Origin of the sequence: Nitrosospira lacus (assembly GCF_000355765.4) — a bacterium.
Lineage (GTDB): Bacteria > Pseudomonadota > Gammaproteobacteria > Burkholderiales > Nitrosomonadaceae > Nitrosospira > Nitrosospira lacus.
In genome coordinates, this window is sequence record NZ_CP021106.3 from 2,637,793 (window position 1) to 2,651,045 (window position 13,253).

A 13,253-nucleotide genomic window follows, 5' to 3' on the forward strand; every position below is an offset into this window, starting at 1 on the left:
TCATTCCATACAATCTATAAGCCTTCTCGGTGCTATTTCACCCTGAACCGTAACCTCTCCCACGCCGAGAAAGCGCTTTTCCTGATCGTACAACCGAATTTTTGTTCCTTCCGGCGAATCGCCCATGAAACAGGCTTTCACCACTTGCCCCTGCCGCAACGATGTCACGCCCGCGCCATCCAGCGTAGCAGCGGGGAAATTATGTAAAAGGCTGTCTATCGAGTGCAGACAGGCGTCGCGTTGCGCCAGCGGCATTGCTTCAAGCGCATCCAGCGTATAGGCCTGCGACAGACCAAATCCGCCTATAACGCTGCGGCGCAAAACCGTAAGATAGGCCCCTCCGCATCCCAACGCCTTGCCAATGTCTTCGGCCAGAGTACGGACGTAAGTACCTGTGCTGCACTTGACCACGATATCCATTTTCGTGTCCGCCAATACCTTCAACTGCAAATCATAAATGACGACTTCACGCGCTTGCCGCTCGATCTCCACACCGGCTCTCGCATAGGCATACAAGGGCTTACCCCGGTGCTTCAAGGCACTGTACATCGGCGGCACCTGCATAATCGGGCCGACAAAGCTTCGTAATATAGTCTCGGCCTGCAACAGCGTCGGTTTCATATCTCGAGATAGCGCATCGCATGCTGAAATTTCACCCTCTGCATCGCCGGTCGTACTGATATAGCCTAATTCCAACGTGGCTTCATACGTCTTGTCCGCACCCAGCAGCGCCGACGAAAACTTAGTAGCCTCACCGAAGCAGATCGGCAACAATCCCGTGGCCAGGGGATCGAGCGTACCGGTATGACCAGCCTTGGCTGCCGTAAAAATACGTTTGGCGATTTGCAGCGCCTGATTGGAGGAGATGCGGGAAGGTTTATCAAGCAGCAGAACGCCGCTGATTTTACGTTTGATGCGCTTGAATTGCCCAGCCTTCGGGTTTAATGGCTGTGGGTTCAATATGCGATATAGGCGCCGAGGAATGCCGTCATGCGCGAATTATGGTCTATCCGTCTCTTTTTTCGGACCTTCCTGAGCCACCGCCTCATCTATAAGATGGGACAATTGCATTCCACGTTCGATCGACTCATCATAGATAAAATGGAGTTGCGGTATTACCCGCAGCTTCAATCGATGCGACAGATGGCTGCGCAGAAATCCCGCTGCGTGTTCCAGCCCATTACTGGTGAGAAACTTATCATTTTCGCTGCGCAGCGTGGTATAGAAAACCTTGGCATGAGCATAATCGTGACTTACCTCTACGCCCGTCAAGGTAATCATGCCTATACGCGGATCCTTGAGTTCGTTACGAATCAGGTCGGCCAGCTCACGCTGAATCTGGTCCGCAATGCGCAGTGTGCGGGAATAATCCTTAGGCATGGAATACCCACCCGAGCGAGCGCAGTCCTTGCATTACAGGCTGCGCGCGACTTCGACAATTTCGTAGGTTTCCACCTGGTCGCCTATCTGGATATCGTTAAAGTTTTTAATCGACAGGCCACATTCGAAGCCCGCTCTCACTTCTTTCACATCGTCCTTGAAACGCTTCAGGGAATCCAGTTCACCAGTATGAATGACCTCGCCATTGCGTAGCAGCCGCACTAGCGAACCTCTCTTGATGATGCCGTCCAGCACATAACAACCCGCCACAGCGCCCACTTTGGAAATGCGGAACACCTCGCGGATTTCAACCAGACCCGTGATGTTTTCCTTGCGATCGGGCGCCATCATGCCTGACAGTGCTGCCTTGATTTCGTCCACCGCCTCGTAAATGATACTGTAGTACCGTACATCCACACCAGTGGAGCTGATAAGCTTGCGCGCGACCGTATCCGCGCGGCTGTTGAAGCCAATGACAACAGCCTTCGAAGCCAGCGCCAGATTGATATCGGATTCAGTAATCGCTCCTACGGCACTGTGAATGATGTTTACCCTGACCTCATCGGTCGAAAGTTTCTGCAGGGCGTGAGTCAATGCCTCATAGGAACCCTGCACGTCGGCCTTGATGATGAGCGCGAGAACTTTAACCTCGCCTTTCTGATCGAATACGTTCTCCAGTTTGGCAGCCTGCTGTCTGGCAAGCTTTACATCGCGAAACTTGCCTTGGCGGAACAATGCTATTTCCCGCGCTTTGCGCTCGTCGGTCAATGCCACAACCACCTCCCCGGCCACGGGGACTTCGGACAATCCCTGAATCTCCACCGGGATAGAAGGCCCAGCCTGCTCCACCGGCTTGCCGTTTTCGTCAAGCATCGCCCGCACCCGGCCAAATACCGCACCCGCCAACAGTATATCGCCGCGCTTCAAAGTTCCGGATTGCACCAATATCGTCGCCACCGGGCCGCGCCCTTTATCCAGACGCGATTCGATGACAATCCCTCTGGCAGGCGCATCCTTTGCCGCATGGAGCTCCAGCACTTCAGCCTGCAGCAACACGCTTTCTAGGAGCGCGTCGATACCCTGGCCGGTCTTGGCTGAAAGCTCGACGAACATGGTGTCGCCACCCCAGTCTTCCGGAACCACTTCCTGCGTCACCAGTTCCTGCCTGATGCGCTCGGGATTGGCTTCCGGTTTATCTATCTTGGTTATGGCCACCACGATTGGCACCTTGGCTGCCTTGGCGTGATGAATTGCCTCGATTGTCTGGGGCATCACGCCGTCATCCGCCGCCACGACCAATACAACGAGATCGGTGACCTTGGCGCCGCGCGCGCGCATGGCCGTAAAAGCCTCATGACCGGGCGTATCGAGAAAAGTGACCATGCCTCTTTCGGTTTCCACGTGATAGGCACCGATATGCTGAGTGATGCCGCCTGCTTCCCCGCTTGCCACGCGAGTACGGCGGATATAATCCAACAGCGAAGTCTTGCCATGATCGACATGCCCCATTACCGTGACCACCGGCGCACGCGGCTCTGTTTTGAGTTCGGTGGCGGGTAACTCGGTATCCGCCAGAAACGCTTCCGGGCTGTCCAGTGCCGCATACTTGGCAATGTGACCCAGTTCTTCCACGACGATCATGGCGGTTTCCTGATCCAGCATCTGATTGATGGTAACCATATTTCCCATTTTCATCAGAGTCTTGATGACCTCAGCGGCCTTGATTGACATTTTTTGAGCCAGAGCCCCGACGGAAATTGTCTCGGGTACCATCACCTCATGCACAACGGGCTCTGTCGGCGCGGAAAAACTATGGGCAGCCGCCTCTTCGGTGGAAGTTTTACTGTGCTTATCCCTTCGCGTGCGCCACCCCTTGCCGCCGGATAAATCACCGCGTGTCTTGAGTCCGCGCTTCTCAACTCTCTCGTCTTTCCAGACGACTTGCTTGGTCTGTTTCTTTTTCTTTTCAGCCTTGGCTGCCTTGTCTTCAGGCTTGACCACCGGTTTATGCAGGGTACCTTCTGTTGGCGCCTGCTGCGGAGCCTTTCCTTCAGCCGGGACCCCGGATGGAGCGGCGGCGGCCGGAGTGGCTGCGGGAGTCTCCGCAGGGGCGGCCGCAGGTGCCGCAACTGGCTCAGGTTCCTTTGTATCAGTCACCGCAGCCTTCTGGCGTTGTTTCTTTTCTCTGAGCTCAGCAGTCTGTCGTGCGATCAATTCGGCTTGTTTTCTTGCTTCCTCCTGACGCAGCGCCTGTTGTGCGGCATCGATCACCGGCATGGAAACCGGTGTGGGTGCGGGTAGAACGGATAATGGGACAGGCTCCGCCGGCTTGCCCCCCGCTGTCGCCCTGTCGCTCAAATCACCTTTCACAACTACGCGCTTCTTGCGAACTTCCACTTGAATGCTACGCGCTTTGCCGGTGCTATCCGATTTCTTGATTTCGGAAGTCTGCCGGCGAGGCAGGCTAATCTTGCCTTTCTCCTCCCTAGCACCATGAATTTTGCGCAGATAGTCGAGAAGCTGGCTTTTATCCTGCTCGCTCAGACTATCCGCGGTCATATGCTTGCTGACGCCAGCAGCCTGAAGCTGCTCCAGCAGCACGGCTGGAAGCACGCCCAGTTCGCTAGCGAATTGTTCTACACTCATTTGAGACATTGATAACCTTTAATAACGCTATACTTTATCCGGCGAAGCGGCGAACCATGGCGCGCGCGCCGCCATGATCAACTGCTTGGCACGTTCGGCATCCATCTCGACCATCTCCACCAGGTCATCCACGGCCAGATCGGCGAGATCTTCCTGTGTATTCACGCCTTTAGCCGCCAGTTTACGCGCGGTCTGACTGTCCATGCCCGCCAGTGAAAGCAGATCTTCCGCTATATGCTCGACTTTTTCCTCGCTGACGATAGCCTCGGTCAAAAGAGCATTACGGGCCCGAGTACGAAGCTCATTGACGGTTTGCTCGTCAAATGACTCGATTTCCAGCATTTCGCTGATCGGCACGTAGGCCACTTCTTCGAGAGTGGTGAAACCTTCCTGCACCAGGATATCCGCCACCTCCTCATCCACATCAAGCTTTTCCATGAAAAGTCGGCGAATAACGGAAAATTCCTCTTCATTTTTCGCCTGTGACTCCTCCATCGTCATGATGTTGAGCTCCCATCCGGTCAACTCGGATGCCAGCCGGACATTCTGGCCGCCGCGGCCAATAGCCTGGGCGAGATTGTCCTCATCCACCACGATGTCCATACTATGTTTTTCCTCATCCACCAGGATGCTACTGATTTCCGCCGGTGCCAGCGCGTTGATCACGAACGTGGCCGGATCCTCCGACCACAGAATGATATCCACCCGCTCCCCTGCCAGCTCGCCGGTAACAGCCTGCACTCTGGAACCGCGCATACCGACACAGGTACCGATCGGATCAACGCGTTGATCATTGGACTTTACCGCAATCTTGGCGCGCGAGCCCGGGTCTCTCGCCGCGACTTTTATCTCCAGCAGTCCTTCCTCAATCTCGGGCACTTCCAGTTCGAACAGCTTTATCAGAAATTCGGGTGCAATCCTTGATAACACCAACTGCGGCCCCCGGGCCGTACGATCAATCTTGTACAAATAAGCGCGCACACGATCACCAACCCGCAAGTTTTCCTTAGGAATCATCTGGTCGCGTGGCAATGCCGCCTCAACCCTGCCGGATTCGATGATTGCATTGCCGCGTTCCATGCGCTTGATGGTACCGGTAACCATGTACTCTTTACGCTCGAGAAAATCATTCAGAATCTGCTCGCGCTCGGCATCGCGTATTTTCTGAAATATGACCTGCTTGGCCGCCTGGGCACCGATACGCCCAAATTCCACGGGCTCCAGCACTTCCTCAACGAACTCTTCCAGCTTGATCTCCGGATCGCGCTGCAACGCCTCATTCAGCGCAATCTGACGTGCCGGATCCTCGACGCTCCCGTCGGCCGCCACCTGCCAGCGGCGCCACGACTGGTAATCGCCTGTCTGTTGGTCTATCGATACACGCACATCGGCATCTTCCTGAAAACGCTTTTTTGTAGCAGACGCCAACGCCAATTCGAGTGCGGCAAAAACGATGTCCTTTTCGACATTTTTTTCGCGCGCCAGCGCATCTACCAGCAGTAAAACCTCGCGGCTCATGTTACCTCCAGCCAAATTCTCGGGAAAATCACAATTTTGGTATCAGACGGGCTTTTTCAAGATTATTCAACTCAAGATCCAGCATTTTCCCATCTACTTCCAGTTTTAATACACCGTCGTTCACTTCACGCAGAATCCCGACAAAATTCCTTTGACCCTGTAACGCCACACGCAGCTTTAATTTGGCCGACTCTCCCGCAAAACGGATAAAATCGGCCGCTTTCTTCAGCGGCCTGTCCAACCCGGGTGATGATATCTCCAGCCGGTCGTAGTCAATATTTTCAACTGCAAGCAACCGGCTCAAATGATTACTGACGGCAACACAGTCATCCACACCCACACCGTCGGACTTGTCGATAAACACCCGTATCAGCTTACCGCGCGCCGACCGTTCGACGTCGACCAGCTCATAACCCAGCCCCGTCAAAGTTGATTCGAGCAATTCATGCAGATCCATCAGCCTCTATAGTCCCCGCACAAACAAAAAATGGGCTGAAAGAGCCCATAAATATTTTTTCATTTTAGCAAAAATTTAGAATTAATGAAATAGACGCTCGTCAATTACATACCTGATCTGGGGGCAAACTTCATTAAATCAATATGAGTGATACAATTTCACTAAATATAGCCTCTACCGTATACCTCTTTTCCAGAAAAAAACTTACCGGAGCATCTCTCATGGCTACGATTAAATCCATCTTGCATGAAACCCGTGTATTCCCGCCGGACGCGGCATTTGTGAACCAGGCTAACCTGCCAGGCATGGAGACTTACCGTGCGCTTTGCGACGAAGCAGAGAAAGACCTTGAAGCCTTCTGGGGCAGGTTGGCGCGTGAGCATATCACGTGGCATAAGCCCTTCAGCAGGGTTCTGGATGAAAGCAATCATCCTTTCTTCAAATGGTTCGATGACGGTGAATTGAATGTGTCCTTCAACTGCCTCGACCTCCACCTTGCCTCTCAGCCGGATAAAGTCGCCATTATATTTGAAGCGGATGACGGCAAGATTACATTGTCCACGTACCGCGATCTTCACGGCCGTGTGTGCCGGCTTGCCAATGGACTCAAGTCACTGGGTATCGGCAAAGGCGATCGTGTCATTATCTACATGCCCATGAGCATTGAAGCCGTGGCGGCAATGCAAGCCTGCGCCCGCATTGGCGCGACACATTCGGTGGTCTTTGGCGGCTTCTCCGCCAAGAGCCTGCACGAACGGATTATCGATGCGGGTGCAGTGGCCGTCATTACCGCCGACGAACAACACCGTGGCGGCAAGATCAACCATCTGAAAACCGCGGTGGATGACGCGATAGCGCTGGGTGGAACCGATTCGGTGAAATCCGTAGTGGTTTACAAACGCGGCAGCGGAGATGTGCAATGGCACGTTGCGCGCGACGTCTGGTGGCACGACCTCATCAGCGGCAAGAGCGAGGTCTGCGAGCCCGAATGGATTGAGGCCGAGCATCCGCTATTCACTCTCTACACCTCTGGCTCCACCGGCAAGCCCAAGGGCGTACAGCATTCTTCCGCAGGCTATCTGCTGGGTGCAATCCTCAGCATGAAATGGGTTTTCGACTATAAACCTACCGATGTTTTCTGGTGTACCGCCGATGTGGGTTGGGTCACCGGGCACAGCTATGTTACATACGGTCCATTGGCGGTAGGCGCGACCCAGGTCGTGTTCGAAGGCGTTCCCACGTACCCCGACGCGGGTCGCTTCTGGAAAATAATCCAGGACCATAAAGTGACCACCTTTTATACTGCACCCACCGCCATTCGCTCATTGATAAAAAATGGGCCGGACTTACCGGGGAAATACGACCTTTCCTCGTTGCGTCTGCTCGGTTCGGTCGGTGAGCCGATCAATCCCGAGGCATGGATGTGGTACTACACTGTCGTCGGACAGTCCCGCTGCCCGGTAGTGGATACGTGGTGGCAAACCGAAACAGGCAGCCACATGATTGCCCCGGTGCCCGGCGCGGTGCCTCTCAAACCCGGTTCCTGCACGTTGCCGCTACCCGGCATCCTGGCGGCCATTGTGGATGAAGCAGGGCATGATATCGAGAACGGCAAGGGGGGTTTTCTTGTCATTAAACGGCCATTTCCGTCTCAGGCACGGACCTTGTGGGGGGATCCGGAACGCTTCCGGAACACCTACTTTCCCAAAGAACTGGGCGGCAGATACTATCTGGCCGGCGATTCCGCCAATCGCGATCTGGACGGCTATTTCTGGATCATGGGGCGCATTGACGATGTGCTGAATGTCTCTGGCCATCGTTTGGGCACAATGGAAATCGAATCCGCGCTGGTGGCCAGTCCTCTGGTCGCGGAAGCGGCGGTGGTGGGCAAACCTGACGAAATCAGGGGTGAAGCCATCGTGGCATTTGTGGTGCTGAAAGGCACACGTCCCCAAGGAGAGACCGCGCATGACACTGCTATTGAACTGCGCAACTGGGTATCCCAGGAAATCGGGCCCATCGCACGGCCCGAGGAAATCCGCTTCGGCGACAATCTGCCGAAAACCCGTTCCGGCAAAATCATGCGCCGCCTGCTGCGTACCCTAGCGAACGGAGAGGAGATAACCCAGGACGTTTCCACGCTGGAAAACCCGGCAATACTTGAGCAATTGAAACATCCGATAGCGTAATTTGCGCATCACACTTCATTTCCTATGAATAACAATTTGTCTTATGGGGCGGAGGCGCTTAGCACACCCTCCGTCTCGCCCCGCATCACTGATTACGGCAATGGCGTCAGCGCTATCGATGCGGACTATCTCCGTCCCGGACTCGCCGCGATTCACCTGGTCGTCGAAGATGGCAGAGCGGCGCTGGTGGATACGGGAACCTCATCTTCCGTTGCCAGCGTGATGGAAGCCTTACGAAAAAAAAATCTCGCTCCTGAGGATGTGGCCTATGTGTTCGTTACCCACATACATCTCGACCATGCCGGCGGCGCGGGAGAATTCATGCGCTGTTTTCCCCATGCAAAACTGGTGGTACACCCGCGCGGTGCCCGGCATATGGCCGATCCCGCCCGGCTCGTTGCGAGTGCGATGACGGTTTACGGTGAAGCGGAATTCAAACGCATGTATGGAGTCATCCGCCCGGTGGATGCAAACCGCATCATCGAGGCGCCGGATGGCTTCACCCTGGATTTCAACGGGAGACCATTACTGTTCCTGGATACGCCAGGCCATGCGCGCCATCACTACTGCATCTTCGATAAAAAAAACCAGTCATTTTTTACCGGCGACACATTTGGCCTTTCCTACCGCGAATTTGACGTGAATGGGATGGAATTCGTGTTTCCCACCACCACGCCGGTACAGTTCGACCCCGTGGCAGCCCATGCCTCGCTGGATCGCATCATGAGTTACGATCCAGCCCACGCCTTCCTGACCCACTTCGGCCGCATCGGCCACTTGCCGCGCCACGCCGGGGAGATGCACGATCTGATCGACGCCCATGTGACGATTGCCAGGAAGCTGCGCAACGTCCCCGACAGGCATGCGGCGCTGGTGGAAGAACTTGGAACGCTATTGCTACAGCGGATTACCGCGCATGGCTGCAAACTGCCGCAGGAAGAAATTCGTGACCTGTTGAGCCTGGATGTCCGGCTTAACGCCCAAGGACTGGAGCACTGGCTGGATTATACGGGGGGCAACTAACTAGTGGTGTGCTTCGCAATTGATTGAACCTAAAAACGCGTCTTTCCGCGTCATGCGTCGTTACAAATCATCGCGATAGATTCAACTATCGCTGAGGTTTGCGCCTAGCCTGACACAAAACTCCATCACTTTTATTAGTCCGATCAATTTACTGCAACGCCCCTATCCGCTTCCTTCAATATCCCAACAATCGGGCTTTCCGTAAATCGCGATTTCTTCCTGAGAACCTCTCCAAGCAAAATCCTGCCAGAGAATTCTACTTCTTGCTTGTCTCTCAACAGGGGGAGCTTACGAATTTATTCAACTAAATTGCCGGATACTACTGACAATACCTGTAAGAACTTACAGTATCCAGCACGCGGTTTTTATGGTCTTATCTATTTGCAATGGGACTTATCCGTGGGAATCATGCACGCGCATCCAATCCAGGAGCTACTTCCAAAGCAAGGTTAACCGGGAAGGCTGAGTCAGGAGTAAAGCAGGCACTCTCACGCATCAATCCGCGCTGTTATCTTGCTATAAAGATTATAAAAAATGAGAAAGCACAATAGCCGGGCTTATCCTGATTTCAAGAAACTGTTCGAGTCGGCACCCGATCTATATCTTGTCTTGTCTCCTGATCTCAAAATTGTTGCCGCCAGCGACGCCTACTTGCATGCGACCATGATCAAACGCGAGGAGGTGCTGGGCCATCCCATGCTGGAGATATTTCCGGATAACCCCGGCGAGCCGAACGCAACTGGCAGTAAAAACCTCAGAACCTCGCTGGAACGCGTGGTGTCGAGCAAAGTCGTCGACGCCATGGCGCTGCAGAAGTACGACGTGCAACGCCCCGGGGGCGATGGCGACTTTGAGGAACGATACTGGAGCCCCATGAATTCTCCGGTTATCGGGTCTGATGGAGAATTGCAGTATATTATTCACCGCGCTGAAGACGTCACCAATTATGCTCGGCTTAAGCAGCGTGGCGACAAGCAAAACGAGATGACCGAGGCTTTGCGTTCGCAGGCTCAAAAAATGGAACTGGAGATATTTCAGCGGGCGCAGCAGATTCAGGACACAAACCGTAAGCTGGAAGACACCAACCGGGCACTTTCGCGAGCGCGAGAGGAAGCCGATTCCGCCAACCGCGCAAAAAGTACGTTTCTCGCCACCATGAGCCACGAGATCAGAACCCCCATGAACGGCGTTCTCGGCATGCTCGAACTTCTTTCGCTCACCAAGCTCGATGCCGAGCAGTACACCATGCTTGAAGTTGTGCGCGAATCGGGCAAAACGCTGCAAAGAATTATTGATGACATTCTGGATTTCTCCAAGATTGAAGCCGGCAAGCTCGAAGTCGTACCGGAAGTTGTATCGATTGCGGAGGTCATTAACAGCGTGATCAATCTTTACCGTGGAAATGCGAGCAGCAAGGGCTTGTTGCTCAAAATAGCCATTGACCCGAAAATCAGCCCTGCCGTGTTGGTGGACGGATTGCGTCTGCGCCAGATCCTTAGCAACCTTGTCAGCAATGGAATCAAGTTTACTTCTGACGGCGGCATAGACATTTCCGCAAATCTTGTCAGGCGATCCGGGCGTCATATTGTGGTCCGCTTCGAAGTGAGAGACACCGGTATCGGCATTCCGTCGGCAATGCAGGATCAGCTTTTTCATCCTTTCAGTCAGGCTGAAAGCATGACCGTTCATAAATTCGGAGGCACGGGCCTTGGTCTTACTATTTCCCGGCGGCTTGCAGAGATGATGGGGGGTTCCATTGAAATGGAGAGTGAACCGGGCAAAGGCACCACGATAATTCTCACGTTGTCACTTCCCATCGCGGATCCGAAAGATCTTTCTCATTTTAACCGGGATGACGGGAAAAAATGGAAAAGCAAAAAAAAACGCACAATACTTGGACGCCGTATAGCACCCACCGTCAAGCAATCCGAAGCTGAAAAGACGCTGGTACTGGTGGTGGATGACCATCCTACCAACCGCAAGCTTCTGATGCGGCAGGTCAATATATTGGGCTACGCCTGCGAGATTGCAGAAAATGGCTTGCAGGCATGGGACAAGTTGCAGCACGCACGATTTGCGTTGGTATTGACCGATTGCAACATGCCCGATATGGATGGCTATGAATTGACGCGAAAAATTCGCGAAATGGAAAGCCGCAATTGCGCTAAACCTATTCCGATCATCGCCTGCACGGCCAATGCTCTGGGAGGCGAAGCAGAAAGATGCTTTGCTGCCGGTATGGATGATTATCTTGCCAAGCCGGTTGAGCTGTATGAATTGGTCGACAAGCTTGACAGATGGCTTCCCATCCCCGCTGCAGGAAGCGCATCATCCGAGGAATTGCCGTATGGGAATACGAAGTGGCACTCCAGCACGATATCGGTCAATGCGGCCATTCCTATTGACCGATCAGCACTTGCCGGCATCTCGGGGGGTGATGAAATAATCGAACGGGATATCCTGATCGACTTTCGTCGCGTCAATGACGAAGATGCAATCATGCTCAGGAACGCCGTGATCAAAGGCGATAATCCCCAGATTATCCGTGCCTCGCATCGCATCAAAGGCGCGAGCACGATGATCGGAGCTATCAATCTCGCCGCGGTTTGTGATCGTATCGAGAGCGCCAGCCGCTCCGACGATCAGGCGGCGATCCACGCGAGCATGAGCGATTTTAGCTACGAGTTGAACCAGTTAAATACCTATCTGGATACATTTGACGCTTTGTATGCGAAGTCGCGAGAAAAATCCAAAAAAAGCCGCAGGTTAAAATGACCATGCCGATAGCGAATTTGCGCTTCCTCGTCGTGGACGATCACGAATTCCAGCGTGCGATGTTAAAACGAATGCTCCAATCTCTCGGCGCACAGCATATATACGAGGCAGCCGATGGTATTGAAGCGCTCGACATTCTGCGCCGTGAAGATCGGTGCTTCGATATTATTCTCAGCGATCTTGAGATGCCGGAGATGGATGGCATGGAATTCATCAGGCATTTGGGAGAGCTCACAACTGGCGTTTCAGTCATCCTCATCAGTGCCTTGGAGCCGTCTCTTATAGCTTCGGTCGAGACCATGACACAAGCATATGGCATCAATCTCCTCGGTGCCATGGAAAAACCTATCCTGATGCCGCAACTTGAAGCACTGATCAGTCTCCACAAGCCCTGTCAAACAAAACAGAAACAGTCATGTGTTGCGCAGGAGTTCACGCTGAAGGAGATTATCGACGGACTGAGAAGCAATGAATTTGAAGCTTTTTTTCAGCCCAAGTGCGAATTGGCTACAGGGCATATAACCGGAGCCGAGGCGCTTGCACGCTGGCGTCATCCGGAAAAAGGCATTATTCCGCCGGCCGCATTCATCAAACCAATGGAAGACAATGGACTCATTGATGACCTCACGTGGATCATGCTCAGAAAAGCTGTGGCGTTTCGCCCCATGTGGGGGGATATAAGCCGGAAAGCAGGAACATTGTCTGTTAATCTGTCCACCCAATCGCTAGGCGAAGTCGACATGGCCGGCCGGATCATAGAGATTGTGCACACCGAAAAACTTGAGCCCGAGCAAATAATTCTGGAGGTGACGGAGTCAGCAGCCGCGACCGATGTCGGCAAGGTGCTGGAAAATCTCTCGCGCCTGCGCATGAGGGGCTTTGGCTTATCCATCGACGATTACGGTACCGGTTATTCGTCAATGCAGCAGCTTATGAGAATTGCATTCACCGAACTCAAAATCGATCGTTCCTTTGTCGCGGATGCAATAAAACATGAATCCGCGAGAGTCATTCTTGAATCAAGTCTTAATATGGCAAGAAAACTCAAAATGAAAACGGTTGCTGAGGGCGTTGAAACCCAACCGGACTGGGATTTGCTCTGTGAGCTCGGCTGCGAGTGCGCCCAAGGATATTTTATCGCGAAACCGATGGAAGCCGATGCTTTTGCGGATTGGATTCAGGATTGGGAACGGGCTGTATGATCTTAAGCTTACCGGCGCTTCCGATGGGATTAAATAGCGATCAGCCCGCTCGATTTGCCCGCT

The 13,253-nt window shown here is 53.6% G+C and carries 9 protein-coding genes; 4 read left to right on the plus strand and 5 right to left on the minus strand.

Translation table 11 applies throughout. The features are described 5' to 3' along the window. The 5 genes from truB to rimP are packed head-to-tail and all read right to left on the minus strand — an operon-like array spanning window position 1 to window position 6,001. Window positions 1-960: a tRNA pseudouridine(55) synthase TruB gene (truB, locus tag EBAPG3_RS12025; protein WP_004179322.1), complete on the minus strand. Its 960-nt coding sequence runs from the start codon at window positions 958-960 to the stop codon at window positions 1-3. Between the two features lie 39 nt (window positions 961-999). Beyond that, window positions 1,000-1,380, minus strand: coding sequence for a 30S ribosome-binding factor RbfA (gene rbfA / locus EBAPG3_RS12030; RefSeq protein WP_004179320.1), 381 nt, complete (start codon window positions 1,378-1,380; stop codon window positions 1,000-1,002). A gap of 33 nt (window positions 1,381-1,413) precedes the next feature. Then, window positions 1,414-4,035 (minus strand): translation initiation factor IF-2, encoded by a 2,622-nt coding sequence (gene infB, locus EBAPG3_RS12035; protein ID WP_004179319.1) that lies wholly within the window; start codon window positions 4,033-4,035, stop codon window positions 1,414-1,416. Between the two features lie 18 nt (window positions 4,036-4,053). Then, window positions 4,054-5,544 (minus strand): transcription termination factor NusA, encoded by a 1,491-nt coding sequence (gene nusA / locus EBAPG3_RS12040; RefSeq protein ID WP_004179318.1) that lies wholly within the window; start codon window positions 5,542-5,544, stop codon window positions 4,054-4,056. Window positions 5,545-5,572: 28 nt separating this feature from the next. After that, on the minus strand, window positions 5,573-6,001 hold the full coding sequence (gene rimP, locus EBAPG3_RS12045) for a ribosome maturation factor RimP (protein ID WP_004179317.1): 429 nt from the start codon (window positions 5,999-6,001) through the stop codon (window positions 5,573-5,575). Between the two features lie 221 nt (window positions 6,002-6,222). Here rimP and acs point away from each other — a divergent pair, with 221 nt between their 5' ends. The 4 genes from acs to EBAPG3_RS12065 all read left to right on the plus strand — a co-directional run bounded on the left by acs (window position 6,223) and on the right by EBAPG3_RS12065 (window position 13,190). Beyond that, window positions 6,223-8,190 (plus strand): acetate--CoA ligase, encoded by a 1,968-nt coding sequence (gene acs, locus EBAPG3_RS12050; RefSeq protein WP_004179315.1) that lies wholly within the window; start codon window positions 6,223-6,225, stop codon window positions 8,188-8,190. A 24-nt stretch (window positions 8,191-8,214) separates the two neighbouring features. After that, window positions 8,215-9,213, plus strand: a complete 999-nt coding sequence (locus EBAPG3_RS12055; protein WP_004179314.1) for an MBL fold metallo-hydrolase — start codon at window positions 8,215-8,217, stop codon at window positions 9,211-9,213. Between the two features lie 534 nt (window positions 9,214-9,747). Continuing rightward, entirely contained in the window at window positions 9,748-11,988 is a 2,241-nt protein-coding gene (locus EBAPG3_RS12060) for an ATP-binding protein (protein WP_004179312.1), read from the plus strand. A 2-nt stretch (window positions 11,989-11,990) separates the two neighbouring features. Beyond that, complete coding sequence (locus EBAPG3_RS12065; protein WP_040852803.1) at window positions 11,991-13,190, plus strand: EAL domain-containing response regulator; 1,200 nt, start codon at window positions 11,991-11,993, stop codon at window positions 13,188-13,190. Window positions 13,191-13,253 lie beyond the last annotated feature (63 nt).